The sequence below is a fragment of the Agrobacterium sp. SORGH_AS 787 genome (assembly GCF_030819035.1).
In the GTDB taxonomy this organism is placed as follows: Bacteria; Pseudomonadota; Alphaproteobacteria; order Rhizobiales; family Rhizobiaceae; genus Agrobacterium; species Agrobacterium larrymoorei_B.
Genome location: NZ_JAUTBG010000001.1, coordinates 394,848 through 420,257 on the forward strand (window position 1 = coordinate 394,848; position 25,410 = coordinate 420,257).

Sequence of the window (25,410 nt, forward strand, 5' to 3'; positions counted from 1 at the left end):
GAGAAGATAGATATGACGCAAGATATTTCAGAGACCGAAGATCGCATTGTCCTGTCCATCGATATCGGCGGCAGCCACGTCAAAATCCTTTCCAGCGCGGGTGGCGAGGAACAGAAGGCTGAAAGCGGGAAGTCCATGACCGCCTCCGACATGGTCGCGGCCGTGAAAGCCATGGCGAAGGACATCAAATATGACGTGATCTCGATGGGGTACCCCGGGCCTGTTGTTCATAACAAGCCGCTTCGTGACCCCGTGAACCTCGGCGATGGTTGGGTCGGGTTCGATTATGAAACCGCATTCGGTCATCCCGTCCGCATCATCAACGACGCCCTGATGCAGGCATTGGGATCCTACAAGGGCGGACGCATGTTGTTTCTTGGGCTCGGCACCGGGCTTGGAGCGGCAATGATCGTGGAGAACGTCGCGCAACCGATGGAGATCGCCCACCTCCCTTATCGCAAGGGCAAGAGCTACGAACATTATGTGAGCGAAGCCTACCGCGAAAAGAAGGGCCACAAGAAGTGGCAAAAGCGGGTCTTCGATGTCGTTGAGGCGCTCACGGCAGCACTCGAGCCCGACTATGTGGTGATCGGCGGCGGCAATGTGGAAAAACTCGATTCACTTCCGCCGAAGTGCCGTCGTGGTGACAATACACTCGCCTTCGAGGGCGGCTTCCGCCTGTGGAAGGACAAAGAGCTGATCGCGTGATGTTTCTGGTTTTGCGCCAAATTACCCTACCACAGCCAGGACGTGGGGAGCGGATTTGGAAATCTTGGGACATGCTGTAAGCGCGCCCAAAGAGATGTCGAGCAGCTCGTGACCACTCGACAACTGTAGCCGTGGCTGGCGTCCTAAAGCGTTCCTTGTTAAATGGAAATGCTCTAGGACGCGCTTTTCTGACAGCATCAGCTCTGCTTGACGAATTCACCGCCCTTGATGATAAACGGCATGTGCTTGCCCTGCCCGGTCAAGACCGAGAGATCGTCGAGAGGGTTGCCGTCCACGACGATGAGATCGGCGAAAGCCCCCGCGGCCACGGTTCCCAATTTGCCTTCAAAACCAAGCGCCTTTGCCGCATCCAGTGTTGCGGAACGGATGACATCTTCGGCCGGTAGATGTTCGCCACGAAGAACGAATTCCTCCGATTGATGCTCGTGCATCTCGCCAAGCAAATCCGTGCCATAGACTATGGTCACGCCTGCCTTATGCAGCACCTTTAAAGCTTCGAAGCCAGCGCTGCGCACATCCTCGATTTTGGCAACAGAGACTGGCGGCAGGCCGAGCGAAGCGCCGTCCTTCGCCAGACGGTCATAAACGATGTTGGTCGGAACGACGAAGGCGCCGCGTTCCTTGGCAAGTTGCGCCGTTTCCGGCGTGATCAGATTGCCATGTTCGATCGATTTGACACCGCATTCGATGGCGCGGCGAATGGCGGCATCGGTGTAAAGATGAGCGGCCACATAGGTCTGTGCATTCTCCGCCTCTTCAACGGCGGCAAGAACCTCTTCTTTCGAGAAGCCGAGGTTGGCGATCGGGTCGGTCGGCGAGGAGACGCCGCCATTGGCCATGAGCTTGATGAACTGCGCGCCGCCCTTGACCTCCTCACGACATGCCTGGCGAACGGCGTCGACGCCATCGCAAATTCGACCGAGCGCACCCAGTTGATCAGGATAATGCTCGACGGAACGTCGGTTGAACCGTCCGCGGTAATCCGTATGACCACCGGTCTGTGACAACGCCTTTCCACAGATGATCAGCCGCGGACCGACAATCGTCCCTTCCTGAAGCGCCTCGACCAGACCGTGATCGGCACCGCCAAGATCACGCACCGTGGTGAAGCCGCGCATCAGCATTGCCTTCATGATGTTCGCAGAGCGGAGCGCAACGAGGGAGTTGGGTAGATCGGCATTGGCACCCAGATCGAGCTTGGTGGCGATCACATGCACATGGCCATCGATCAGTCCCGGCATGAGGATCTTGCCAGTGAGGTCGATGGTGCGGTCGGCCGTTTCGGAAATGGCTGGCGCGACTTTTACGATGAGATCGTCGCGGATCAGGACATCCATCGGCGCGGTCGGTTCCGCCTGCGATCCATCAACGATCCGGGCGTTTTTCAGAAGAATTGAACTCATGGCATTGACTTTCAATCATGTTTTTAAAGCATCGCGCGATCGTTCGGATGCGCTCTCACGCTTTAGTTCTGTGTTTTATCACGTGGTCCGCGTCGTCAGATCTGTTTTGCGGCCAGCAGGAAGTATGGCACCAACCAAGGCGCCAAAGCCTCAGCGCGCTCGAGATGGCGCTCGTCATAAACTCCTGCGCGATGGGTCAGATTGATCGTACCGATGCAAGCTCCGTCGAAGACGACGGGCACATTGATCTGCGTGCCGCCCCCGAGGCTCGCAATGAGTTCATGATCGAAGAAAGCCCATTTGATACCGTCCATATCCTTGGCGAGAAAGCTCTTGTGCTGACCAATGACGTGCCGGCCCCAGGGGGTGTCGGTCATCGGCTTGCGGCCAGAGACGGGATAATGGTCAGGGTCGGAGGAATAGATGCGAACGACCTCCCCCCCATCGACAGCCAGGAGGGTGAAGAGGACATGTCCGATGTCCCGCTGAAACAGATCATCGAGCGCCTGGAAGAAGGGTGCCGGCTGATCGGGGAGCTTCATGGCCTGGTAAAGGCTGATCTCATTGTGCATGTCGTAATCCTTTTTGCTGATGAGGGAGCAGCCATTGCCGCTCCCTGATGCGCCTGGAGCGCCGTGCGTCCTAGTGGACGCACAAAGGACGCCCTAGCTCCTTCGATCTACGCCTCAGCGCGCGGCAAACTCTTCCGCCTCGATTTCCTCGAGCGACCGGTTCTTAGTCGGAATGCCGAGGAGGAGAACGGACATGGCGCCGATGAACAAGATAACGGTCGTCATGCCGAACACGCCAGCGAAACCGCCGATCGGATAGACGGCACCCACAAGTATTGGCGCTGCAATCCCGCCGATACGGCCGATGGCAGAGGCGGTACCCACGCCGGTCGCACGGATGCGCGTCGGAAACACTTCCGGCGTATAGGCGTATTCTCCAGCCGCAACGCCATTGATGAAGAAGGAGAGCGTCATGGCAAGCGCGATGACCTGCGTGTCACCGGTCGCAAAAGCCAGCGAGAGAGCCGAAACAGCGGCCAGCGCCATGTAGAGCACGATGGTATAGGGACGGCCGATCTTCTCGCAGAACCAGGCGGCGGTGAAGTAACCGGGTATTTGCGCCGCATAGATCAGGATCGAGAAGGAGAAGCTTTTCGTCATGGTCATGCCGCGCTCCACGAGCAGGCTCGGAATCCATGTCATGAAGGCGTAAATGCTGAAGGTTACCGACACCCAGAGAAGCCAGGTCATGATGGTGATACGCAGGAAGCGCGGCGAAAGCAGCGCCTTGAAGTTTGCCATCAGCGATGTATTGGGCGTTGCGGAGACCTGCGCTGCCGGTGCTGGCGCGGGTAGAACGACGCCGCGGCCCTCATATTGCTTCTCGATGCCGGTGACGATGTCGTTAGCCTCCTGATGGCGACCTTGGCTTTCCAGCCAGCGCGGCGATTCCGTCAAGCCACGGCGCCACCACAAAACCACCACGACCGGCATCGCTGTCACGATCAACGCATAGCGCCAGCCATCATCTGAGGCGGGAACCAACAGATATCCGAGAACGGCCGAGATAACGAAGCCGAAAGAGAAGAAAGCTGCGAGCGAGGCCGTGAAGCGTCCGCGATACTTTGCGCCGACAAATTCCGAAAGGAACGGCGCGATGATCGCCGCCTCGGCGCCCATGCCGATGCCGCCGACCACACGCAACGCAAAGAACTGATGCCAATCATTGACGGCAGCGCCCGCGAGACTTGCGAGGCAAAACAGGACGAGCGCCCAAAGCATGACGTTCTTACGTCCATATCGGTCGCCAATCGCTCCAGCAATGAGAGCGCCAATGAGGAAGCCGACATAGGTACTGCTGGCGAGATAGCCAACCTGAAGGCTGGTCAGTTGCCACTGCGCGCGCAGCGCCGGCAACAGGAAGGCGATAATGCCCGCATCCCACGCCTCGAACATGTAGCCCAGCCCGCCCATCATGAGCAGCTTGTATTGAAAGCGCCCGACAGGCAGCCTCTCCAGTCTTGCAGCAGTATTATACATTCGCAGTCCCCATCATTATAGTGTGTCACCTCCGCCGCTTTGCGGATGGTGTGCGCGTCGTTTCGTCGCGCAACATTTTTTGCACAGGAAGATTTGTGAATGCAATATGCAAAAAACGCTGCAGGTGATTTTGCAGGAACACTTGAGGACTGGCTGCGTCATCTCGATGAGAAATTTTCTCTGACACCCGCCGCTCATGAAGTGGTGCAAGCCGTGATCAACGATCCGCGGCATGCTTCTTTTGCATCCGCCTCCGAGCTTGCCCAAAAGGCTGACGTCAACGTTGCGACGATCACCAGAACCGCGCAAAGCCTTGGTTTTTCGGGATGGCCGGAGCTTCGGCAGGAAATCCGCACGCGGTTTATGAGCAAGCTTTCAGCACCTGAGGTCAGCGTCGTCCATCAGCAGGAAACCGGCAACGAGCGCCCGTTCGATGCGGCCATGAACCGGCAGATCGAGCAGCTGACGGCGTTGCGCCGGCGTACTGACCGCAACTCCGTCAAGGAGATTGCAAAACTTATTGCAGGCGCAAAACGCCGAATCGTTCTCGGATCAGGCAGTTTTGCATCGATTGCCAACATCCTCGCACACCACGCCACGCTCTGTGGATATCGCATGGAGCTGGCAACGGACGGAGTGATGATCGCCAACGCTTTGGGTGACGTGAAGGAAAACGATGTCGTCATCATCTTCACATTCTGGCGCCTCTATAATTCCGCGATTAGGGCAGCCGCTCAGGCCAAGGCCAAGGGCGCAACCACCTGCGTGATTACCGATGCTGCCGTGGATGCACTGGCAAAAAACGCCGATTACCTGCTGCTGGCCCCGGCGGAAAGCACCTCTTTTTACGCTACCGTCGTTCCCGGCATCGGGCTTGCGGAGGCCATCTCTGCAGAACTGGGCGCGCTCAACCCGGAAATGAGCGCGCGGTCCATCGCTGATTTCGAGGAGCAATGGCAAGAGCAGGATCTGCTTTTCACCAAAACGGCGCCGATGGCGGGAAAGCCTTTTGATCAACTTTGAACCGTGACCCCACGACGCCGCTAGAGAACCGCCAGCATCCCGCCATCGACATAGATGATCTGACCATTCACATAGTCCGAGGCCGATGAGGACAGGAAGACGGCGGTGCCGATCAGCTCTTCGGGCTTGCCCCAACGTTTCGACGGCGTGCGCCCCTTCACCCAGGCATCGAATTCAGGATTGCTGATCAGAGCCTCATTCATGTCGGTCAGCATGTAGCCTGGGCCGATCGCATTGGCCTGAATACCGTGCTGCGCCCACTCCGCCGCCATCGCCCGGGTCAGCATCTTGATGCCGCCCTTGGCGACCGTATAGGGTGCGACGGTCGCACGGGCGAGTTCGCTGGTCAGCGAGCCGATATTGACGATCTTTCCATATCCGCGCGCGATCATACGCTTTGCTGCCTCGCGACCAATGACGAAGGCACTTGTGAGGTTGGTGTCGATCACCCGCTGCCAATCGGCGGTGTCCAGCTCAACCATTGGCTTGCGATACTGAATACCGGCATTGTTCACGAGAATATCGACTGCAATCCCCGCGGCATCCAGGCTTTCGAAGGCCGCCTTTACCTCCTCTTCCGACGTGACGTTGAAGGACGCAGCCTGAGCGTCGTGCCCCGCGCTGCGAAACTCTTCCACAGTCTCTGCGACGCGAGACGGGTCTGTGCCATTGATGAGGACGCGGGCACCAGCGACGGCGAGGCCTTCGGCCATGGCGCGCCCCAGACCGCGCGACGAGCCGGTGACGAGTGCGGTGCGACCCGTAAGATCAAAAATAGACTGGTTGCTCATCATTTTCTCCCTCAAAGCATGCTACGGCGAACCGTCAGGTCCGACCGTTCAAAAACCTGCGGCAGCAATTCAGTGCCGAGGCCTGGCCCATCCATGGGCAAGATGAACCCGTTTTCGATCACCGGGACGTGGGTGACAAGCTCTTTATACCAGCCTGTGTAAAAAGCCCGGACCGATTCCTGAATCATCGTGTTGGTCTGGGAGAAAGATGAATGGACGGCAGCGGCATAGGCAACCGGACCTGTACAGTCATGCGGGGCATAGGGCCGGTGATAGGTATCCGCCAGCGCCGCAATCTTGCGGCCTTCGGTCAACCCGCCGGTCCAGACCAGATCGGTCATGACGATGCCGATGGCGCCAGATTCCAGCATGTCCTTATAGGGGAAGCGCGAGCCGAGCGTTTCGGAGGCGCAGATAGGAACGCTCGTCGAGGCAGCAAGCTCCGAAAGCGCCGAGACGGAGTTCATCCGGATCGGGTCTTCGTACCACGTCGGGTCGAATGCTTCCAACTCGCGAGCGATCCTCTTGATGGTCGGCAGGTTCCACAGGCTGTGAAACTCCACCATAATCCGCATCTGATCGCCCACCTGCTTGCGGATTTGCTCGAAAGGTTTGATGGCGGCGCGGAACTGCTCAGCGGTGATATAGCGACCGTCATTCTCGATCGCGGCTGGATCGAAAGGCCAGATCTTCATCGCCGAAATACCTTGCTCCAGCAGATTTTCGGCGAGCGCCCCCGCGTCGGTCATGAAGCCTTTTAGATCCTCGTAGGGGCCTTCCGCATCGTCGCGGAAGTTCCAGGTATCGACTGGCCTGATCTTGTTGGAACGAACATAGCCGTAACCCGCGCAGGTATTGTAGACAGGGATGCGATCGTGGCACAGACCGCCCAGCATCTGATGGACCGGCTGGTCGCACACCTTCCCGAAAATATCCCATAGAGCAAGGTCGATCGCCGAGGCCGCGCGGTATTCCGCGCCGGTAGACGCCTGCGCCATCGGCAGGTTGACCATTTCACGCGCGTGCGCCTCAATCCGCAGTGGATCACACCCTAACAGTCGGCTCGCAAGCACGTCATGAATATGAGCCTCGACCGAACCTGCGCCGTAGAAGGTCTCCCCGAGACCAATCGGTCCGGCATCGGTGTGAACGCGGACCCAAAGAACGTTCGCAAACTCTTCCGTTCTTAATGTCTCGATAGACGTAATCTTCATGTACTCCTCCCGGCGACGTCGTTCCACGATCATCAGCATGATGGTGGCAACCCTCCAAGCCGCCTCCAGCCAGCAGTCGTATCCTTGGTGGTAAAATATCACAACATGTTTTAGGTATAAACCGGCATAACGTTTTGCTCCGGTTGGAAATAGGGAAAGATGGTACGCAAGCAGGCAAAGCCCACGCTCGTCACGAAAGATGTCAAGCCGAAGCGCGCCAACAGGATCAATTTCTTTGAGCTGGCCTATGAAAAGATCGAGGAATTACTGATCAATTGCGAACTGAAGCCCGGTCAGCAACTGACTTTGCAAGAGTTGCAAAACGCGACAGGTCTTGGACGAACGCCCGTTCACAACGCGGTCAGCCGATTGGCAACCGATACGCTGCTGACGGTTCTGCCGCGTCATGGTCTAAAGGTGACGCCGATTGATCTCGCGCGGGAACGCCTGCTTCTAAAGCTGCGCCGCGACATGGAGCGCTTCGTCGTGCGCCTGGCGATCGACCGTGCCAGTCTGTCCCACCGCAACCAGATGCTGCATATCGAACATGTTCTGCGCGAACGCCGGAATGATATGACGCTCACCGATTTCAATGTACTTGATCGTAGGATCGATCAGCTTTTGCTCGCTGCTGCGAGTGAACCGTTTCTGGAGCACACGTTGCGACCGCTGCACACGATCTACCGCCGCATCGGTTTCATCCATCACACGGTCACGGCCGGAAAGGCCGACCTTTCGACTACAGTCGACTGTCATCTGTCGGTGTTGAACGCCGTTGCCAACAGGCATCTTGAGACGGCACTTGGCGCCACCGACACGTTGATCGGCTTTGTCGACTCCATGTTCGTGGAGATGGAGGCGGGCATTGATCCACGGCTTCTGGATTGCAGCATCGAGCCGATCTTCAAGACCTGATGAAGATGTCGCGGCAAGCCACATTCGCCAGGATCTAACATGGGCGCCAGATAATGTTAGGACACTAGCTGTCCATGACTTCGGCCTTAGATTTCCTCACTCAACGCCCGCTGGATGAAGTCGCCCGGATCGCTTGCGAAGTCACGATAGAGCTTGAAGTGTCGCGTCTCTTCCAGCCTCGTCTCCACGAGGCCGCCACGCGTGATCTCCAGAAGTCGCGCGCCCGGAACCGCCATTAGGATCGGGGAATGGGTGGCCATGATAATCTGGGCGCTGGCTGATTGCTGAACGCGGTGAAGCAGCCGCAGCAATTCCAGCTGGCGATTGGGAGACAGCGCGCTTTCGGGCTCATCCAGAAGATACAATCCCTGCCTCGACATCCGCTCTTCAAAGAAACGGACGAAGCCCTCGCCATGGCTCCAGGACAAAAAGTCTGGAGGCGCAGCATAGGCGTCGCGCGCGGCTTCATCGAGGTAGCGCGCCACCGAAAAAAAGGATTCAGCGCGGAAGAACCAGCCGGTTGTCACCTTTGGCAACCATGCCGCTCGGAGTGCAGCGCCAAGCAACGCGCCGCTGCGATCGACCGCCCGGGAATGATCGACAGGCATGTACCCCTTGCCCCCGCCGGCCTCGTCAAAGCCACACAAGGCGGCCACCGCTTCAATGAGAGTAGACTTTCCCGTCCCGTTTTCGCCCACGATGATCGTCAATGGCGTGCCGAAATCAAGGACGAAGTCCTTGTCGAACCAAGGCAGATTGAATGGATACTGATCGCCCAGCGTTGCGTCATCCTTGACCGAGAGACGCTTGAGATAAGGCGCGGGAAGATTGGTCAGTCGGGTCTTGCGCATCATCTTATCTTGGGCGGTATTGGTCGGTTTTTCAACTCTGAACGACCGGTGCATCTCGAGCAATCAGGGCCGAAACGCCATGGCTGGACCCACGCTCGACACGGCCATCTATCAAGGTTCCTCTTGAATGGAGACTTCCGCCCTCTTTGCCAAGCGGGTTGTGGAAAATCGCCGCAATGAAAGCTTATCGTCGCGGTTAAGACGTTGATCTTCCCTGTAGTGCCAGCATTTCTTCGAGAAGGGCAGATAGGGTCGCCTGCTCCTCGTTGCCCACCCTGACACGCAGGAGATCGAATGATCGATCGGTGGTGATAGGGGGCTTTGCAAATTGCATGATCCAAAAGACACTCTTGAGAGTATACTTGTCCGGACCCACGCGAGGAAAACGGCATGTATCGTGATCTGCAAGGCTACTATCGACAGCAACCCGAACCGCCGCAACGCAAGCCGGAGTATCGGCAGCTTTCCGAGCGCGAGCAGAAGGTGCTGATCTGGGTGTTGGTCTTCAACGCCGTGTTGGCGCTCGTCGCGCCGATTGGCGGCGCGACGGTGATCTCGGCAGTCTTGGCGCTGTTTAACGGCTAAGCGCTGACTGCATCACGCGTTCACAGTGAAGCGTCCAAAGGCGCCTCGGGCGAAGCACAAAGGATCGCCTTCGCGGTGGGCTGCGCGGAGGACGCGTCCGATAATGATCGAATGGTCGCCTGCGTCATGAACCGAAGCTTGTGCGCATTCGAAGCGGCTGAGCGTCCCCGGAATGATCGGAACGCCTTCCGCATTTCGCTCCCAGTCCAGTTCCTCAAAGCCACGCCCGCCGCGTGTGAAGCGCGAGCAAAGCGTGTCCTGTTCGGCGTCCAGAACATGGATAGCGAAATTTGTAACGCCGATGAAGACGTCATGGCGAGTAGAGGTCTTTGCTGGAGACCAGAGCACCAGCGGCGGGTCAAGCGAGACGGATGAGAAGCTGTTGACCGTCATGCCTGTGGGGCCGCTTGGCGTGGTTGCTGTGACAACAGTCACGCCTGTCGGAAAATTTCCGAGCGCATTGCGGAAGCTCCGCGATGTCGTCGCGTCAGGAATGAAGCGATGTTCCTTCTGCATGTTCACGCTGCTCGTCGATGTCATCAGGGCACCTCACGACCATTTGCCAGCGTGTAAAGCTCAAACCATGTCTGCCGATCCATCTCGACCGTCTCGGCACTGGAAATGGTGGCGATACGCGCCAGATTGTTGGTTCCCATCACCGGCAGGATCTTCGCCGGGTGTGCCAGAAGCCAGGCGACGGCAACAGCTGCCGCATCGACATCATTCTCCCTAGCGATCCGCTCCAGTGCATCGGAAAGCGGGCCTTCCTTCCCCATTAGTGATCCCCCGCCGAGCGGAGACCAGGCCATCACCGGAAGGGCGCGCTCCTGCAGATAGGCGAGATCGCCATTGGTGAAGGCAGAGGTTGCGGCAAGGCTGATTTCGATCTGGTTGGTCAACAGCTCTTCCGTCATGTTGGATTGCAGCAGTGAAAAATCCCAGGGACGGAAATTCGATACGCCGACACTTCTGACCTTGCCGGATGCCACTAACGCATCCAGCGTTTCGCCAGTCTCTTCCGGATCCAGCATCGGGTCGGGACGGTGGATAAGAAGGAGATCGATACGGTCCGTATTCATGTCACGCAACGAGGCTTCGACGGACGCGTTGATATGCTTTGCGCTCGTGTCGTAATGCTTGACGCGGGCAGCCGAATGGCGACCAACGGGAGCAACGATGCCGCATTTTGTGACGATCTCAATTCTGTCGCGCAGCGACGGCGCCTGTCGAAGGGCATTGCCGAGGATGGATTCCGCCGTGTAGCCGCCATAAATATCGGCCTGGTCTATGGTGGTGATGTCCTGTTCGAGGCACGCCTCGATCTTCGCCTGCACATGGCGCGGCGATGTGTCGGCGTCTTCGCCGATCCGCCACATGCCGTAAACGATGCGGCTGAAGGAAAGCCCGGATGTGATATCGATGCGTTGCATTAGTGGCGCTCTCCATTGCCAAGAGGTGTTGCAGGGGTTTCTGCCGGAACCCGCCCATGCGCATGCGGCAGCGAGCAGGTCTTCATCTCAGGCAAAACCTTACGGCCGAAGTGCCCGGCCTCGTCAAGATGCGGATAGCCGGAGAAGATGAAGGCGCGAATACCCATCTTCTGATAGTCCTCAAGCTTCGTCAGGACCTGATCGGTGGAGCCCACAAGCGCCGCACCGCAGCCCGAACGCGCACGCCCGACACCGGTCCAAAGATGCGGCTCGGTATAGCCGAACTGGTCGGCCTGTTCGCGGGCCTTTGCCTGATGGGCGACGCCGAGCGAGATGCTATCATGTGCTCGGGCACGAATCTCACGTCCATAGTCGTCATCGAGCTTCGAGACCAGGTGGTCGGCATATTCATGCGCTTCGGCTTCCGTGTCGCGGACGATCATATGCACGCGCAGACCGTAATCGAGTGTGCGGCCACGGGCTTCGGCACGCGCATGCACCGCGCGCATGCGCTCGGCCAGTTGCTCCTTGACCTCGGGCCACATCAGATAAACGTCGCATTGGGCACCACAGAGCTCCAGCGCATCCGGCGAATAGCCGCCGAAATAGAGCAACGGCCCACCATTCCGCTGATAGGGGCGCGCGGGTTCGGTCGTGACATTCTTGAACTGGTAGATTTCGCCGTCATGATTGATTTCATCACGCGTCCAGGCCTGACGCAGGATGTCCACCACCTCGTGGCTGCGCTTGTAACGATAGGCACTGTCAGCGACCTCACCTGGAAAATCCGAACTGATGACGTTCAGCGTCAAGCGGCCTTTCAGCATATGATCAAGCGTCGCGACGGTACGCGCCAGCATGATGGGCTGCATCTCGCCGCAGCGGATGGCAGCAAGGAAGTTGATATCCTGGGTTATCGGCGCGCATCCGGCAACGAAACTCAGCGTATCCTGGCCGACCTGATAGGAGGAGGGGCAAAGAATGTTGCGAAAGCCAAGCTCTTCAGCCTTTTTGACGATGGAGGAGCAATGATCCCAGCTGGAGCGCAGGCTGCCATCCGGCACGCCGAGAAACGCATAGTCATCGGAGCAGAGAGCCGAAAACCAGGACACCTCGGCAGCATCAAGGTCAGCTGAGGTTACAGGCACAACGGTCATGAAAATCCTCCCAAAGCATCCTATGCCTATTTGACTACCAGCCGCGATAATGTAAATCAATAGTGTATCAATTTTATGCGGCGGAGGAATGGCGCTAAAAATGAGAAGCTCCAAGGGAAGTCTGCCCGTGTATCTGCAGATCGTGGAGACAGTAGTGCGCGATGTTGCGGCGGGCCGCTTGATCGATGGCGAGAAACTGCCTCCCGAGAGAGACATGGCAAAAGATCTCGGCATTGCTGTCGGTACGCTGCGCAAAACGCTGGCTGAACTGGAAAGCCGTGGGCTGCTGGAGCGCATTCAGGGATCGGGCAACTATATCCGCGCCATCAACGATCCGCAGAGTGTCTACGCTCTGTTCCGGTTGGAGCTAATCGAAGGTGGCGGCCTGCCAACGGCGGAGGTTTTGAGCGTCCATCGTGAGACGAAAGATCCGACCCTCCCCTCCTTTGGCACCTCCCCCGAGGGTCACCGCATTCGCCGCCTGCGTCGGATCGGGGGCAAGGTCGCCGCCATCGAAGAGATATGGCTCGATGGCTCTTACGTCGATTCGATCGTGGCGGAAGACTTGTCCGAGTCGCTCTACCTCTACTACCGCACGCAACTGAATCTATGGATCGCCAAGGCAGAAGACTATATCGACCTCGGCCATGTTCCGGACTGGAAACCAGCCGCTTTTCGCCCCGCCGCCGGTGATCCCCTCCCCCACGTGCTGCGCATCAGCCACTCCCATGACGGACAAAAGGCCGAGGTATCGCACACATGGTACGACCATACCATTGCTCGATATGTCAGCCGGTTGCGATAGTGAGCCAAGATTCAGCGCGCACAGCGATCGCCACCACCCGCGATGGACGTTTCAAGCAGATCGGCGCTTCACGAAGAGAGAGTTAGCATGCATTTCCAAAAGACAGCCGACGGCTTCGAACTGGCCATCAACGCAACCACAGTTCTCCGCCACTCGGTGGACGCTCCATGCGTCTTCGTCGGCAAGGGCGAAGAGCGCATGGATATGTATCGCGGCAATTTCGATATCGAAGATTACGTGGTGGAGCGCGTAGCGCTCACTCACGTAGAGTTCGAAGGAGATCGCATCGCGTTGTCCACTGCGAGCGGCCAGCCGCCGAGGCTTCGGTTAAGCATCGTAAACGACAGCGTCGGGATCGAAGCGCTCGACCCGTCGCTTAACCGCTTCTGGCTGCGCGTGGTCGCCGAAAAGGATGAATGCGTCTGGGGCGGCGGCGAGCAGATGTCCTACTTCAACATGCGCGGGCGCAAGTTTCCGCTCTGGACATCGGAACCGGGTGTCGGCCGCGACAAGACGACGGAACTGACTTTCAAGGCCGATGTGACGAGCAAGGCGGGCGGCGACTACTATCACACCAACTACCCACAGCCGACCTATGTCTCCTCGCGTCGCTACGCGCTGCATGTGGAAACGACTGCCTATTCCGTCTTTGACTTCCGCCGGGAGGGCTATCACGAGATCGAGGCCTGGGCGGTGCCGGACCGTCTGGAATTCTTTGCAGCGGATAGTTTCAAAGCACTCGTAGGACAACTTTCGCTTCGCTTCGGTCGTCAGCCGGAACTACCGAACTGGATCTATAATGGCGCGATCATCGGTCTGAAGGATGGCGAGCAGTCTTTTGACAGGCTCGAGAAAATCCACGCGGCCGGCGTGAAGGTCTCCGGGCTGTGGTGCGAAGACTGGGTGGGCCTGCGCCACACCTCTTTCGGCGCGCGGCTCTTTTGGGACTGGAAGGCGAACGAGGAACGCTATCCGGCACTTCGACAGAAAATTGCTGAGCTTGCCGATAACGACATCCGTTTCTTAGGGTATGTGAACCCCTATCTCTGCGTTGATGGCTCATTCTTTCCAGAAGCGGAGGCGAAGGGTTATTTTGCCAAGAACGACGCCGGCGAAACCGCACTTGTCGATTTCGGCGAATTCGATTGTGGTGTGGTGGATTTTACCAACCGGGAGGCGATGGACTGGTTTGCGGAAACCATCATCGGCCAGAACATGCTTGATTACGGCCTCTCCGGCTGGATGGCGGATTTCGGCGAATACCTGCCAATCGACATTCATCTTTCCAACGGCGTCGATGCCAAGCTGATGCACAATGCCTGGCCGACGATCTGGGCAGAGGTCAACGCAAAGGCTGTCGCAAGTCGCGGCAAGACGGGCGATGCATTGTTCTTCATGCGCGCAGGTTTCACCGGGGTCCAGGCGCATTGCCCGTTGCTGTGGGGCGGAGACCAGTCGGTGGATTTCACCAGGCATGACGGCCTCGTTACGGTCATGTGCGGCGCGCTTTCCTCCGGCCTGCTCGGCAATGCCTATCACCACTCCGATATCGGCGGCTATACCAGCCTCTTCGGCAACGTCCGCACGCCAGAACTATTGATGCGCTGGGCCGAGATGGCCGCCTTCACCCCGGTCATGCGCACCCACGAAGGCAACCGCCCGCGCGACAATCTACAGATCGACCAGGACGAAACGGTGCTCGCTCACTTTGCCCGCATGACGGCCATCTATGTACGCCTCGCCCCCTACCTGAAGAGTCTTTCCAGGCAAGCGGCCGAAACCGGCCTGCCCGTCCAACGTCCGCTTTTTCTGCACCATGAGGACGACCGCAAAACCTACGACATTCAAGACGCCTATCTCTATGGAGAAGACCTTCTCGTCGCGCCCGTCTGGCAAGCGGGGCAGAGCGAGCGCACGGTCTACCTGCCACGCAATACCGAGTGGCTGCATATCTGGACCGGCTCGAGGTATGACGGCGGTCAGGAGGTGACGGTCGACGCACCACTGGGCCAACCACCTGTTTTCTATCGCAAGGGCTCCCAAAACGCCGACCTGTTTGCCAGCCTGCAGCAGATCTGAACGCAGGACGTCGCAATGTCATAGGGCCTGGTCCTATATGAGCGGAGCTCGCCACTCGCGTTTCATCGCCAGAGACCTTTTCAATCGACGGCAGTGTTCAAATGTGCCCTGCCGCGATCAAGCACAAATCATGCTGAAGTGGGTGAGTGAATACGCATTGCATCCCCCATTACCACCATAGATTTTAATCCATTGCGGGAGTCATTATCCCGTGGGGGATATTCGACCTGTAGTACACATTAAGAGTTGACTCTATTACTCATCTTTGAGATTGCGGACATGCGTTCGTTGTTGCTCTTCGGGACAGTGCGGCACGGCGCTCTCAAGGAGTACGCATCTTGTCTACAAGTAGAGTTGAAGTCACGACCCAGCACGCGAGCCGTTATCTGCAGCAATTAGCGAAGCATTGGGCACACAAATTCGAGACCGAATTCACGCCCCTTTCATCGAAAATCGCTTTGCCGCTCGGTGATGCGCAGCTGAGCGCGAATGACACCTCGCTCATCATAGAGGTCGTCGCGCACAAAAGCGAAGATCTCTCGGTTCTCCAAGATGTTGTCCAGCGTCACATCGAGCGCTTCGCGTTCAAGGAGTCGCTCGCGTTTGAGTGGCGACCGCTCGCCTGACGTCGGCGGCGTCAGCGACAAGTAGATAAAGATTTTGATGAGGGGACTAGGGGAAACATGTCGGTTCTTAAAGATAGTTTTGGGGTGAACAGCTACGGCTTCGCTATACTCGCCAGCGTATCCGTTATGGCGTTGCAGCCAGCATTGGCCCAGGCACAAGACGTGAGGCCTTCCACAAGTGCGTCGTCGACGCCAACGGTGCTGAAGCCGATCGTCATTCGAGGCGCGCGTGACAACAAGCCGGCAACGGCGACAGTCGGTCAGCCAGCGGCTGCCTTCAGCGGTGGTCAGGTATCGACCGAAGCGCGGCTCGGTGCACTCGGCAACCGCCCTGTCAAGGACACGCCTTTCAGCATTACGGCTTACACGGCCAAACTGATCCGCGATCAACAGGCACGGACCGTTGCAGATATCGCTCTGAATGATCCTTCCGTTCGGGCGGATGCGCCTCCCTTCAGTGAGCGTGACTCATTCCTGATCCGCGGCTTCCCCGTCGTCAATCTGGACATTTTCTATGACGGGCTTCCCTATATCGCCAACCCGCGCCGACATTTCCTCGAGGGGATTGAACAGGTTCAGGTGCTGAAAGGACCGAGCAATTTCGTCAACGGCGGCATCGGCCGTGTCGGCGGGACCATCAATCTCATTCCAAAGCGCGCGGGAGATGAGCCTTTGACGCGGCTGACGACGGGATATCGCAGCGATTCACAACTCTGGACCCATGCTGATGTCGGCCGCCGTTTCGGTGAAGGCGATGAGTGGGGCATCCGTGCCAATGGCTCTTTCCGTGGCGGTGAGACCACGCTCGATCATAATGATACGCGGATCGCTGTGGCATCTCTCGGGATAGATTATCGCGGCGAAGACGTCCGCGCCTCGCTTGATTTCAGTCACTCGACCCAGAAGCTGGACTCGCCGACGTCTCTGTTCAACAGCGCTTCAGCTGGATTGAGCGCCATCCCTCGGGCACCAAACGGCAGGGTCAACACGGCAAACCCGTTCGAATATCTCGACAGTTCCTACAATATGGTTGCCGGGCGCCTTGAATATGATGTCTTGGACAACACGACGATCTATGCTGCGGCGGGCGCTAGCAGGTACAGGGAAGACTTTCTGACATCGTCTTACACGATCTTAAATTCTAATGGGGATGCGAGCGTTGCATTTGGCTACAACCCCCAAGAGATCATCGGATACTCTGGCGAAACTGGCATCCGCTCGGAGTTCGAAACGGGAGAGATTGAGCACAAACTCAACGCGTCTTTGTCCGTATCACTCAATCAAAATAATCGCGGCTATTTTAACCCATCGGCCCTGGGCTTTCCGACCTACACAACAAACATCTATGACCCGACCTACCTCCCGAGTGGCTCCGTGAATACATCGGGCCTTTCCCGCTCTAACAACCTTGGAAGGTTCGCGGAGTTGCTGGCCACAAGCTTGTCACTGTCTGACACGGCATCGCTCTTCGACGACAGATTGGAGTTGACGATCGGAGGACGTTATCAAGACGTGCGCTCAGAAGGCTTCAACACACGTCCCGCAGCAGGACCGGCCGGGTTCCGCAACTATCTTTATCAAGAAGCTAGATTCAGTCCCGCCCTTGCTGCCACGTACAAGCTTCAGGACAATGTTTCTCTCTACGCAAACTACGTTGAAGCTTTGACGGAAGGAGCAATCGCACCTGCCACCGCCAGCAACGCTGGTCAAATATTCCCTCCTTTCGTAAACAAGCAAAAAGAGATCGGGTTAAAGTACGACACCGGTTCTACAATGCTCACAGCTGCTCTTTTCGAGATTAGACAAGCAAGCGGCTTCACGACCAACGGTGTCTTCGGGGTGAATGGTCTTCAGATCAATCGTGGTCTCGAGTTGACAGCGTACGGCGAGCCATCAGATGGCGTACGACTGCTCGGAGGCGTGACCTTTTTGGACGCGGAACTAGCGCGCACCAATGGGGGTACGTTCAATGGCAAGAGAGCACCAGGGGTTCCCGAAATATCGATAAGTCTCTATGGCGAGTATGATTTGCCGTGGGTCGAAGGACTGACCGCAACCGGTCGGTTCGTCTACAGTGGCAGCACCTACTACAACCAGGCTAACACCCAAAAGGTCGATGACTGGACACGTGTTGATCTTGGCGCGCGATATAAGTTTGAGCGCGAGAACGGCAAAGCTGTTGAACTGCGGGCCAATGTTGAAAACGTCCTCAACGAAAACTACTGGGCCTCATCCGCGCGTGGATGGCTTGCAGCGGGTGCTGCTCGCACCTTCATGGTTTCGGCGTCATTCGATTTTTGATCGCTCGTCTTTGCTCTCCGATAACGGCTACATGCAGCTCGTCTTTGAGGTAACCACATGAAATTGCTCTTACTCTCGGCTCTCTTGGCCATCACCTCCTCCGTCTCATACGCGCAAGCAACGGAGGTCCAAACCGCAAGAGGCATGGTGTCGATTGCCGAGAGCCCTGAGCGAGTGGCCGTGTTCGACATGGCTGCGCTCGATACGCTCGCGAGTATCGGCGTGAAACCGGCCGGTGTCCCGGAAAAACTTTACCTCGAAACGCTTGAGCCTTTGAAGCAGGGTGCCGAGATCGTCGGAAACATTTTCGAACCCGATCTCGAGGCCCTCAGTTCTCTTGGTCCAGACCTCATCATTCTCGGTGGACGGTCGTCAACCAAGGTCGATCAAACAGCAGCAATCGCGCCGACAATCGACATGACCATGCTGGGAGATGACCTCGTCGCTCAAGCCAAGGAGCGTCTGGCGACCTATGGCGCCCTGTTTGGCAAAAAGGAGGAGGCGCAGAAGGTTTCGGCAGATCTCGATGAACGTGTCCGTGCTGCCCAAAAGGCGGTCAAAGGCAAGGGAAAAGCTCTGATCGTCATGACCAACGGACCGAAGGTGACGGCCTATGGGCCGGGCTCGCGGTTCGGTTGGGTACACGCTACATTGAATCTCGAGGCAGCCGTGCCGGACATCAAGGCAGCCAATCATGGCGAGGCGGTCTCTTTTGAGTTCATCAACAAGGCCAACCCGGATTGGCTCCTGGTGCTGGATCGCGCCTCGGCCATCGGATCGGGCGAACAGGGAGCCAAGGCAACACTCGACAATGAGCTTGTTGCTCAGACGACGGCCTGGAAAAAGGGACAGGTGATCTATCTCCCCGCTCCCGAATTCTACATTGCAGCGGGAGGCGTTCAGTCGACGGGTAAGGTTCTTCAGGTGATCACCGACGCCTTCAACGCCGCAAAATGATCGATACGGGCCAAAAGGCTTTGTGGCGAACAACGCTTATCTGTGGAGGCGCTCTCCTCGCCTTAGCGGTAACCAGCCTGTTTATCGGCGTCTCAGACAGTGGGACGGTTGAACTTCTGATGGTCAGCAGGTTGCCGAGAACGCTGGCGGCCATTCTTGTCGGCGCGAGCCTGGCTCTCGCCGGCTTGGTCATGCAGACACTCGCCCGCAACAACTATGTCGAACCTTCCACGATAGGAACGTCACAAAGTGCCGAGCTTGGCGTGCTTGCCGTGACGCTGTTATGGCCATCGGCAAGCCTGCTGTTGAAGAGCATTGTCGCGACCGCCACGGCTCTTGCCGGAACTGCGGTGTTTCTCATGACGGCCCATCGCCTGCCGCCGACGCAACCCTTCCTCGTGCCACTATTCGGCATCGTCTATGGTGGCGTGATTGGCGCAGCGGTGACATTCGTCGCGTGGCAGGCAGACCTTCTTCAGTATCTCGCAATCTGGACCAATGGTGAATTCTCCGGCGTGCTGCGTGGCCGGTACGAGCTGTTATGGATCAGCGGCGCCATGCTGGTCATCGCCTGGCTTGTCGCAGATCGGTTGACGATCATGGCTCTCGGTCGAGACACGAGTGTGGGCCTCGGGATCGATTATGCCCGAATGCTCCAGCTGGGGCTATTGATTGTTGCCGTGATTTCGGCACTCTGTACCGTCATCATCGGCGGCATTCCCTTCGTCGGCCTCGTCGTGCCGAATATCGTCTCACGCCTGGTCGGGGACAACCTCCGCGGCACCATGCCACTTGTTGCGATGCTCGGCTCCACCTTGGTTTTAGGCTGCGACATCCTCGGAAGAACCCTCAATTTCCCCTATGAAGTTCCCGTGGGAACCGTGCTGGGATGCGTCGGCGCCCTCATCTTTCTCTATCTTCTCATTCATCGGCCGAAACATGCGTGATCGAAAGCTGCTGTTCCTGGCTCTACTCGCCACGGCCACCATGATGGCCTATCTGACGATTGGCCTCAAAGGAAACATTGGCTTCGTCATCGGGCTGCGCGCCACCAAGCTCATCGCTCTCATCGAGGTGAGCGTCGCGATCGCCGTTTCCACCGTAATCTTCCAGACCGTGACCAACAATCGGATACTAACCCCGTCGATCATGGGGCTCGATGCGCTTTACGGGTTTGGCCAGATGCTGCTCGTCTTCGTCTTCGGCGGCGTCGGCTACGCGTCGCTATCCCCTCACCTGAAGTTCGGCGGAGAGGTCATTCTGTTGATGGCCTTCGCCAGCGCCATTCTTCTGCCAATGCTCTTGCGCAGGATCGATATGAGTTTGATGCTGCTCGTCGGGATCGTCATAGGCATTCTGTTTCGAAGCCTCCAATCGCTGCTTGCCCGGCTGATAGATCCGAATGAATTCGCAGTGGCTCAGACCGCTGGCTTTGCGAATTTCAACGGCGTGCGCACCGATCTGCTGGCTGTAGCAACGATTTTGACGGTCGTCGCTCTTCTCATCGCATGGCGATCGAGACATGTGCTCGACGTCGTCGCTCTCGGCCCGGACAGCGCTACAGGTCTCGGTATTTCGTGGACGAAAACCACAGCGGCCCTGCTGGTTCTGGTCGCAGCGCTCGTGGCAGTCTCCACGGCTCTGGTGGGGCCTGTGGCATTTTTCGGCCTGCTGGTCGTCGCCCTTGCCGAGCGCTTCGTCAACACCAGGCGGCACGCGACACTGCTGCCTGCCGCCGCCCTCGTCGCTGTCATCGTTCTTGTTGGCGGACAAACCTTGCTACAGCACAGCCTCGGCAACAGTTCGACATTGAGCGTGGTGATCGAATTTGTCGGCGGCATCGTGTTTCTTCTGCTTCTCATCGCAGGAAGTCGCAAATGATCACTATCGAAAACGTGTCGGTCAGCCATTCGGGAGCGGAGATTCTCAAGAATGTCTCGTTGACGATCCCCAAACACGGCGTGACCGCGCTGATCGGTCCGAATGGCGCGGGAAAATCGACCCTTTTGTCTTTGATCGCACGCCTGCAGCCGCTTCAATCAGGGCAGATCGCTATCGATGGCCACCGATTGGGTGAAACCAACGATCGGGAATTGGCAAAAATCCTCGCCATTCTGCGACAAGATTCAGTCGTCACGAGCAGGTTACGGGTAAAGGAGCTCGTCAGCTTCGGACGTTTCCCCCATAGCCGCGGCCGGTTAACGGACAGAGATCGGGACATTGTCGCGAAGTCCCTCGCCCGTTTTGCGCTCGACGATCTTACAGACCGCTTCATCGACACGCTCTCGGGCGGGCAACGGCAACGCGCGCTGGTTGCCATGACGTTCGCGCAGGAGACGGATTACATTCTACTCGATGAGCCGCTGAACAATCTGGATATGTATTTCGCGCGCGAACTAATGCTGCATTTGCGTACGCTCGCGGATGAAGACAACAAGAGCATCGTCATCGTTCTGCATGACATCAACCAGGCGGCAGCCCATGCAGACAGGATCATCGCCATGAAGAACGGCTGCGTGTTGGCCGATGGCGCCCCGGGTGATATCATCAACCCGTCGACGCTCAGCGAAATATACGGCTTCGACATGCGCGTCGAAACGATCGACAGCACGCCGGTCGTTCTGCATTTCAAGTGAAACACTGCCAGCGTTTCACAACGGCCCGGTCTTCGTGCGAGTGTTCCGGATAGGAAAGACAAAGAAAAAAGCCCACCGCCACCGCAGCAGGCTGATTATCTTAAGGACGTTGTCAAGGCTCAGACGGGCTTGAACCGCTCAGGCCGGAAGGTCGCTAACATCGGATGTTCGGCACCGCTTGCGACCTCATAGGCCAGCATCTCACCGACGATGAGACCAAGGGTCGCGCCGCTGTGGCTGAACGCGACATAGTAGCCGGGAATGTCTTTCATCGCTCCGATCACAGGTTCGCCATCGCCCGGGATCGGCTTTCCGCCAACCCCGATGGAGGCGACTTCGAGCTGCGGATTTCCCTCCATCACTTTCGCGGCCTCTGCCAGTAATGCGGCAACCACAGCCTCATTGATCTGATAGCCGCCGTCTGCGTCGACGGTCACACCCTCATCGGCCGCCCAGTCTGCATCGAGCGAAAAGGTGCCTCCTGGTGCTGGACGGACCGCGACGCGAGGCGTGTTGAGGACCGCCCGCAGAGGATGTGCCAACGGCTTAGTCTGAACAAGAAGCGCAATGGGCGTATCGTCGCCAATGGTTTGTCCGCTTTCCGCCGCCATTTTCGGTACCGCCGGACCCGTTGCCAGGACGACCGCATCCGCCAGATAGAGATCACCCCTTGCGGTTTGCGCCCCGACTGCGCGCCCACCTTCGATTACCACCTTGGCAGCACCCTGATCCGTTACCAAAACGCCGCCAAGCTCTGAAAACTCCTTCAAGAGCAAACCGATCAGCGTCGGAAGATCGACCCAGCCTTCACCGGGGTTGAAGATAGCGCCTTGCGGGGTAATCGCACTGGTGTCGAGACCGGGCACGACGCGGGAAACCTCCTCCGCTGAAAGCCGTTGCGCGTCATAGGCAAGTGAAAGCTCGTGGCGATAGGCGGCCTCGATTTCGTTTCGCGCATCATCGGCATCCCAGGTCAGTCCACCGTCGAAGCGGAGCCAGTCTACGCCGGGATTCTTTGCAGCAAGCGTGCGATAGCGATCGATGCCCGCCATGCGCAACCGGTGATACGGCTCTGAGCGCATGCGCGCCGAATTCAGCCAGGAAAGCGACCGGCCGGAGGCGCCGTTTGCAGCTGGCCCGTCATTGAGGATCGTCACATTGATGCCGCGCCGCGCAAGCTGGACAGCGGTGGAAACACCAAAGATACCGGCGCCGATAATGACGGCTGTCGAGATGATGTTGTCATTCATGGGATAGGCTTTCATTCGATTGTGATTTTGGATGGAGAACCGCGTCAAGCGTCTTCCCAACGGCCGCTGGTCGCGGAGCGGAAGAGCGCATCGATCGCCTTCATGTTGGCGATCGCGTCGTCGAGCCCTGTCTCGAGTGGCGTGCGGGAGAGCACCGCTTCGGCAAAAGCATCGGCCTGTTCTCGGTACTGATCGACAGGCCCGATCACGATCTCCTGGCGACCACCGCCTGCGAGATCCCGCCCGTCGTCAAAGATCAGCATGGTCTGTTGATCCGCCGGTGCGTTGAAAGGAACGGGGATTTCCAGACGACCACGTGTGCCAAGGATCGTTACCTTCTGCGTGAGCGACAATTGTGTGGAACAGGTGAAGGTAAGCTGCCGCCCTTCCGGAAACGCCAGCAATCCGCTGGTCAACCGATCCGTGCCAAAAATTGGGTCGTTCTCCATCAGCGCAATGGCCCGGAGCGGCTCGGCGTCGAAGAGGAAGCGCGCCGTGTTTACGGCGTAGCAGCCGACGTCGAACAGGCCACCGCCGCCAATATCGGCCTGGTTGCGGACATTCTTGGGGTCATCGAGATAATAGGAAAAGATCGTCTGGATTGCCCGGACATCGCCAAGGCGCCCCTCCGCGACCATTGCCTTCGCCTTCTTCCATTGGGGATGATGACGAACCATGAAGGCTTCTGCGACCGGCAGGTTGGCTTTCTTTTGCGCGTCCGCCAATTCCATCGCTTGCGCTGCGTTGAGTGCGATCGGCTTCTCGCACAGCACCGGCTTGCCATGCTCCAAAGCCTTGATCGTCATCGGGACGTGGAGATGATTGGGCAGCGGGTTGTAGATCGCATCAATCTCGGGATCGGCGAGCAGGTCTTTGTAGCTGCCATACGATTTGCCAATACCGAAGCGAGCCGCCATCGCGCTGGCCTTTTCGGCGTCGCGCGAAGCAATGCCAGCAACCCGGCCCAGACGACTGGATTGAATGGCAGGGATGACAGCCTTGGCAGCGATACCTGCGCAGCCGAGTACGCCCCATCTTATTGTTCGTGTCATCTTTTCTTCTCCTGATACTTAGAGCACTTCTGCAAGGAAGCGCTGAAGGCGCGGGCTCTGGGGGTTGTCGAAAATTGCCTCCGGCGTCCCAGCCTCTACCACACGTCCCTCATCCATGAAGACAACCTGATCAGCCACGCGTCGGGCAAATCCCATTTCGTGCGTCACGACAACCATGGTCATGCCTCGCGTGCCTAGATCCGCCATCAGATTGAGGACGCCCTTGACCAGTTCGGGATCGAGCGCGCTCGTCACCTCATCGAAAAGAATGACTTCAGGCTCCATGGCCAGCGCACGCGCGATGGCAACCCGTTGTTGCTGTCCGCCGGAAAGACCGCCCGGGCGGTGGTGCTGACGGCTTGCGAGACCAACATCGGCGAGCCTCGCCTTGGCGATACGCTCTGCTTCCGCTGCGGGTAGACCTTTGATCTTCGTCAGCGACAACATGACGTTTTCCAGCGCCGTGTGATCGGGAAAGAGATTGAAGTGCTGGAAGACCATACCGACACGGCGGCGCAACGTTTCCGGCTTCATGCCGAGAATGCTTTCGCCATCGAGGAGAATATCGCCGCTCTTGGGCTCGACAAGACGGTTGATCCCGCGCAGCAGGGTGGATTTGCCAGAGCCAGAGGGACCGATAATGCAAGTGACGCTGCCCGGCTTCACCGAAAGATCGACGCCCTTCAGCACATCGAGATCGCCATAGGCCATCCCAAGATTGCGCACGTCGAGGCTACCGCCCTTGAAGGCAGTGCCAGTGGCGCGGGACGCGCTGTCGAGTTCGCTCACCTCCTCCAGCCCGCTGGTAATGGTGGAAGGACGCTGCTTGCCGAGACGCAGGCGATTATCGATCGCGTTGACCACATGGGTCAGCGGTACGGTCACGATGAGGTAGAAGACGCCGGCCAGCAGCAACGGAGAAAGATTGCCTGTCACCACCGCCTGATCCTGTCCGACACGGAAGATTTCGCGCTCAGAGGCGAGAAGACCGAGAAAGTAGACAAGGCTCGAATCCTTGACGTTGCCGATGAACTGGTTGACCAGGGCCGGCAGAACGCGCCGCACACCCTGCGGCACGACGATAAGCCGCATGCCCTGCCCGTAGCTCATCGACAAGGCCCGGCACGCTTCCATCTGGCCACGATCGACGCTCTGGATACCGGAGCGAAAAATTTCGCCGATATACGCGCCAGCGATCAGGCTGAGAGCAAGGATGCCGAGCGGATAAGGCGATGGACCGAAAAGTTCCCGGCCGATACGGGCAAAACCCTGCCCGATCAACAGGATGGTAACCGATAGCCGGCAAGCCGCGGAAAATGTCGGTATAGAGCCTAGCGGGTATGCGCAGCCACGGCGAGCGGGAAATGCCCATGATGGCAAGCACCATGCCAATAATCACGCCCAGCACCGTTGAGGTTGCAGCCAGGATCAGCGTGTTTTTCAAACCGACGGTGATCATGGTCGGCAGCACTTCGGCCATGGCGTTCCAATCGAGGAAGCTGCGGCGCAGGTTTTCAAGCCAGTTCATCAGAAATCCCTAGAGCATGTCGCCTAA

The 25,410-nt window shown here is 57.9% G+C and carries 23 protein-coding genes and 1 pseudogene; 12 read left to right on the plus strand and 12 right to left on the minus strand.

Translation table 11 applies throughout. The annotated features are described in order from the left end of the window. The first annotated feature begins 12 nt into the window (after positions 1 to 12). A complete protein-coding gene (locus QE435_RS01685) occupies positions 13 to 708 on the plus strand; it encodes an ROK family protein (RefSeq protein ID WP_309769232.1) in 696 nt (231 codons plus the stop codon). Positions 709 to 905: 197 nt separating this feature from the next. Here QE435_RS01685 and QE435_RS01690 read toward each other — a convergent pair whose 3' ends face one another. The 3 genes from QE435_RS01690 to QE435_RS01700 all read right to left on the minus strand — a co-directional run bounded on the left by QE435_RS01690 (position 906) and on the right by QE435_RS01700 (position 4,183). Next, positions 906 to 2,132: an amidohydrolase family protein gene (locus QE435_RS01690; RefSeq protein WP_349039991.1), complete on the minus strand. Its 1,227-nt coding sequence runs from the start codon at positions 2,130 to 2,132 to the stop codon at positions 906 to 908. A 95-nt stretch (positions 2,133 to 2,227) separates the two neighbouring features. Continuing rightward, on the minus strand, positions 2,228 to 2,704 hold the full coding sequence (locus tag QE435_RS01695) for a GAF domain-containing protein (protein ID WP_349039992.1): 477 nt from the start codon (positions 2,702 to 2,704) through the stop codon (positions 2,228 to 2,230). 114 nt (positions 2,705 to 2,818) lie between these two features. Then, the gene (locus tag QE435_RS01700; protein ID WP_349039993.1) at positions 2,819 to 4,183 is read right to left on the minus strand and encodes an MFS transporter; all 1,365 of its coding nucleotides are present in this window, start codon (positions 4,181 to 4,183) and stop codon (positions 2,819 to 2,821) included. Positions 4,184 to 4,282: 99 nt separating this feature from the next. Between QE435_RS01700 and QE435_RS01705 the strand changes: the two genes are divergently transcribed. Then, positions 4,283 to 5,206 carry a MurR/RpiR family transcriptional regulator gene (locus QE435_RS01705; protein WP_309769235.1) on the plus strand — a complete coding sequence of 308 codons (924 nt, stop codon included), beginning with the start codon at positions 4,283 to 4,285 and terminating at the stop codon, positions 5,204 to 5,206. A 20-nt stretch (positions 5,207 to 5,226) separates the two neighbouring features. Here QE435_RS01705 and QE435_RS01710 read toward each other — a convergent pair whose 3' ends face one another. After that, entirely contained in the window at positions 5,227 to 5,997 is a 771-nt protein-coding gene (locus QE435_RS01710; RefSeq protein ID WP_349039994.1) for an SDR family oxidoreductase, read from the minus strand. A gap of 11 nt (positions 5,998 to 6,008) precedes the next feature. Then, complete coding sequence (locus QE435_RS01715) at positions 6,009 to 7,211, minus strand: mandelate racemase/muconate lactonizing enzyme family protein (RefSeq protein ID WP_349039995.1); 1,203 nt, start codon at positions 7,209 to 7,211, stop codon at positions 6,009 to 6,011. Positions 7,212 to 7,370: 159 nt separating this feature from the next. Between QE435_RS01715 and QE435_RS01720 the strand changes: the two genes are divergently transcribed. After that, positions 7,371 to 8,126 carry a GntR family transcriptional regulator gene (locus tag QE435_RS01720; RefSeq protein WP_349039996.1) on the plus strand — a complete coding sequence of 252 codons (756 nt, stop codon included), beginning with the start codon at positions 7,371 to 7,373 and terminating at the stop codon, positions 8,124 to 8,126. Between the two features lie 86 nt (positions 8,127 to 8,212). Here the strand turns inward: QE435_RS01720 and QE435_RS01725 are convergent, their stop codons facing one another. Next, a complete protein-coding gene (locus QE435_RS01725; protein WP_349039997.1) occupies positions 8,213 to 8,980 on the minus strand; it encodes an AAA family ATPase in 768 nt (255 codons plus the stop codon). 387 nt (positions 8,981 to 9,367) lie between these two features. Here QE435_RS01725 and QE435_RS01730 point away from each other — a divergent pair, with 387 nt between their 5' ends. Continuing rightward, positions 9,368 to 9,562 carry a hypothetical protein gene (locus QE435_RS01730; protein WP_349039998.1) on the plus strand — a complete coding sequence of 65 codons (195 nt, stop codon included), beginning with the start codon at positions 9,368 to 9,370 and terminating at the stop codon, positions 9,560 to 9,562. Between the two features lie 12 nt (positions 9,563 to 9,574). On the opposite strand, the gene QE435_RS01735 is transcribed toward QE435_RS01730, so the two are convergent. From QE435_RS01735 to QE435_RS01745, 3 genes are read right to left on the minus strand one after another with little or no spacing between them, the layout of a single operon-like run. Continuing rightward, positions 9,575 to 10,102 carry a flavin reductase family protein gene (locus tag QE435_RS01735; protein ID WP_349039999.1) on the minus strand — a complete coding sequence of 176 codons (528 nt, stop codon included), beginning with the start codon at positions 10,100 to 10,102 and terminating at the stop codon, positions 9,575 to 9,577. Continuing rightward, a complete protein-coding gene (locus QE435_RS01740) occupies positions 10,102 to 10,992 on the minus strand; it encodes an aldo/keto reductase (RefSeq protein ID WP_349040000.1) in 891 nt (296 codons plus the stop codon). Before QE435_RS01740 ends, QE435_RS01735 begins: the two co-directional genes overlap by 1 nt. Further along, the gene (locus QE435_RS01745; RefSeq protein ID WP_349040001.1) at positions 10,992 to 12,149 is read right to left on the minus strand and encodes an LLM class flavin-dependent oxidoreductase; all 1,158 of its coding nucleotides are present in this window, start codon (positions 12,147 to 12,149) and stop codon (positions 10,992 to 10,994) included. Before QE435_RS01745 ends, QE435_RS01740 begins: the two co-directional genes overlap by 1 nt. A gap of 100 nt (positions 12,150 to 12,249) precedes the next feature. On the opposite strand from QE435_RS01745, the gene QE435_RS01750 reads away from it, so the two are divergent. The 8 genes from QE435_RS01750 to QE435_RS01785 all read left to right on the plus strand — a co-directional run bounded on the left by QE435_RS01750 (position 12,250) and on the right by QE435_RS01785 (position 21,553). Continuing rightward, positions 12,250 to 12,954 (plus strand): GntR family transcriptional regulator, encoded by a 705-nt coding sequence (locus QE435_RS01750; RefSeq protein WP_349040002.1) that lies wholly within the window; start codon positions 12,250 to 12,252, stop codon positions 12,952 to 12,954. 42 nt (positions 12,955 to 12,996) lie between these two features. Further along, positions 12,997 to 15,033 (plus strand): alpha-glucosidase, encoded by a 2,037-nt coding sequence (locus QE435_RS01755; protein ID WP_349040003.1) that lies wholly within the window; start codon positions 12,997 to 12,999, stop codon positions 15,031 to 15,033. A 338-nt stretch (positions 15,034 to 15,371) separates the two neighbouring features. Continuing rightward, the gene (locus QE435_RS01760; RefSeq protein ID WP_349040004.1) at positions 15,372 to 15,659 is read left to right on the plus strand and encodes a DUF2218 domain-containing protein; all 288 of its coding nucleotides are present in this window, start codon (positions 15,372 to 15,374) and stop codon (positions 15,657 to 15,659) included. Positions 15,660 to 15,716: 57 nt separating this feature from the next. After that, complete coding sequence (locus QE435_RS01765; RefSeq protein ID WP_349040005.1) at positions 15,717 to 17,960, plus strand: TonB-dependent siderophore receptor; 2,244 nt, start codon at positions 15,717 to 15,719, stop codon at positions 17,958 to 17,960. 57 nt (positions 17,961 to 18,017) lie between these two features. Beyond that, on the plus strand, positions 18,018 to 18,917 hold the full coding sequence (locus QE435_RS01770; RefSeq protein ID WP_349040006.1) for a siderophore ABC transporter substrate-binding protein: 900 nt from the start codon (positions 18,018 to 18,020) through the stop codon (positions 18,915 to 18,917). Beyond that, positions 18,914 to 19,864 (plus strand): iron chelate uptake ABC transporter family permease subunit, encoded by a 951-nt coding sequence (locus QE435_RS01775; RefSeq protein ID WP_349040007.1) that lies wholly within the window; start codon positions 18,914 to 18,916, stop codon positions 19,862 to 19,864. The genes QE435_RS01770 and QE435_RS01775 overlap by 4 nt, the downstream gene beginning before the upstream one ends. Beyond that, positions 19,857 to 20,798, plus strand: coding sequence for an iron chelate uptake ABC transporter family permease subunit (locus QE435_RS01780; RefSeq protein ID WP_349040008.1), 942 nt, complete (start codon positions 19,857 to 19,859; stop codon positions 20,796 to 20,798). Before QE435_RS01775 ends, QE435_RS01780 begins: the two co-directional genes overlap by 8 nt. Beyond that, a complete protein-coding gene (locus QE435_RS01785; RefSeq protein ID WP_349040009.1) occupies positions 20,795 to 21,553 on the plus strand; it encodes an ATP-binding cassette domain-containing protein in 759 nt (252 codons plus the stop codon). Before QE435_RS01780 ends, QE435_RS01785 begins: the two co-directional genes overlap by 4 nt. A 119-nt stretch (positions 21,554 to 21,672) precedes the next feature. On the opposite strand, the gene QE435_RS01790 is transcribed toward QE435_RS01785, so the two are convergent. From QE435_RS01790 to QE435_RS01800, 3 genes and pseudogenes are all read right to left on the minus strand, one after another. Further along, positions 21,673 to 22,803: an FAD-binding oxidoreductase gene (locus QE435_RS01790; protein WP_349040010.1), complete on the minus strand. Its 1,131-nt coding sequence runs from the start codon at positions 22,801 to 22,803 to the stop codon at positions 21,673 to 21,675. Positions 22,804 to 22,847: 44 nt separating this feature from the next. Further along, complete coding sequence (locus tag QE435_RS01795) at positions 22,848 to 23,855, minus strand: Gfo/Idh/MocA family oxidoreductase (RefSeq protein ID WP_349040011.1); 1,008 nt, start codon at positions 23,853 to 23,855, stop codon at positions 22,848 to 22,850. An 18-nt stretch (positions 23,856 to 23,873) separates the two neighbouring features. Then, positions 23,874 to 25,383, minus strand: a pseudogene (locus QE435_RS01800) (amino acid ABC transporter permease/ATP-binding protein). Positions 25,384 to 25,410: the final 27 nt, after the last annotated feature.

Coding starts and splice junctions, on each gene's coding strand:
- QE435_RS01715 (WP_349039995.1), bottom strand. CDS start 7,211: ATGAAGATTACGTCTATCGAGACATTAAGAACGGAAGAGTTTGCGAAC.
- QE435_RS01780 (WP_349040008.1), top strand. CDS start 19,857: ATGCGTGATCGAAAGCTGCTGTTCCTGGCTCTACTCGCCACGGCCACC.
- QE435_RS01700 (WP_349039993.1), bottom strand. CDS start 4,183: ATGTATAATACTGCTGCAAGACTGGAGAGGCTGCCTGTCGGGCGCTTT.
- QE435_RS01705 (WP_309769235.1), top strand. CDS start 4,283: ATGCAATATGCAAAAAACGCTGCAGGTGATTTTGCAGGAACACTTGAG.
- QE435_RS01710 (WP_349039994.1), bottom strand. CDS start 5,997: ATGAGCAACCAGTCTATTTTTGATCTTACGGGTCGCACCGCACTCGTC.
- QE435_RS01790 (WP_349040010.1), bottom strand. CDS start 22,803: ATGAATGACAACATCATCTCGACAGCCGTCATTATCGGCGCCGGTATC.
- QE435_RS01775 (WP_349040007.1), top strand. CDS start 18,914: ATGATCGATACGGGCCAAAAGGCTTTGTGGCGAACAACGCTTATCTGT.
- QE435_RS01685 (WP_309769232.1), top strand. CDS start 13: ATGACGCAAGATATTTCAGAGACCGAAGATCGCATTGTCCTGTCCATC.
- QE435_RS01795 (WP_349040011.1), bottom strand. CDS start 23,855: ATGACACGAACAATAAGATGGGGCGTACTCGGCTGCGCAGGTATCGCT.
- QE435_RS01720 (WP_349039996.1), top strand. CDS start 7,371: ATGGTACGCAAGCAGGCAAAGCCCACGCTCGTCACGAAAGATGTCAAG.
- QE435_RS01750 (WP_349040002.1), top strand. CDS start 12,250: ATGAGAAGCTCCAAGGGAAGTCTGCCCGTGTATCTGCAGATCGTGGAG.
- QE435_RS01745 (WP_349040001.1), bottom strand. CDS start 12,149: ATGACCGTTGTGCCTGTAACCTCAGCTGACCTTGATGCTGCCGAGGTG.
- QE435_RS01735 (WP_349039999.1), bottom strand. CDS start 10,102: ATGACATCGACGAGCAGCGTGAACATGCAGAAGGAACATCGCTTCATT.
- QE435_RS01725 (WP_349039997.1), bottom strand. CDS start 8,980: ATGATGCGCAAGACCCGACTGACCAATCTTCCCGCGCCTTATCTCAAG.
- QE435_RS01740 (WP_349040000.1), bottom strand. CDS start 10,992: ATGCAACGCATCGATATCACATCCGGGCTTTCCTTCAGCCGCATCGTT.
- QE435_RS01730 (WP_349039998.1), top strand. CDS start 9,368: ATGTATCGTGATCTGCAAGGCTACTATCGACAGCAACCCGAACCGCCG.
- QE435_RS01765 (WP_349040005.1), top strand. CDS start 15,717: ATGTCGGTTCTTAAAGATAGTTTTGGGGTGAACAGCTACGGCTTCGCT.
- QE435_RS01690 (WP_349039991.1), bottom strand. CDS start 2,132: ATGAGTTCAATTCTTCTGAAAAACGCCCGGATCGTTGATGGATCGCAG.
- QE435_RS01785 (WP_349040009.1), top strand. CDS start 20,795: ATGATCACTATCGAAAACGTGTCGGTCAGCCATTCGGGAGCGGAGATT.
- QE435_RS01770 (WP_349040006.1), top strand. CDS start 18,018: ATGAAATTGCTCTTACTCTCGGCTCTCTTGGCCATCACCTCCTCCGTC.
- QE435_RS01755 (WP_349040003.1), top strand. CDS start 12,997: ATGGACGTTTCAAGCAGATCGGCGCTTCACGAAGAGAGAGTTAGCATG.
- QE435_RS01695 (WP_349039992.1), bottom strand. CDS start 2,704: ATGCACAATGAGATCAGCCTTTACCAGGCCATGAAGCTCCCCGATCAG.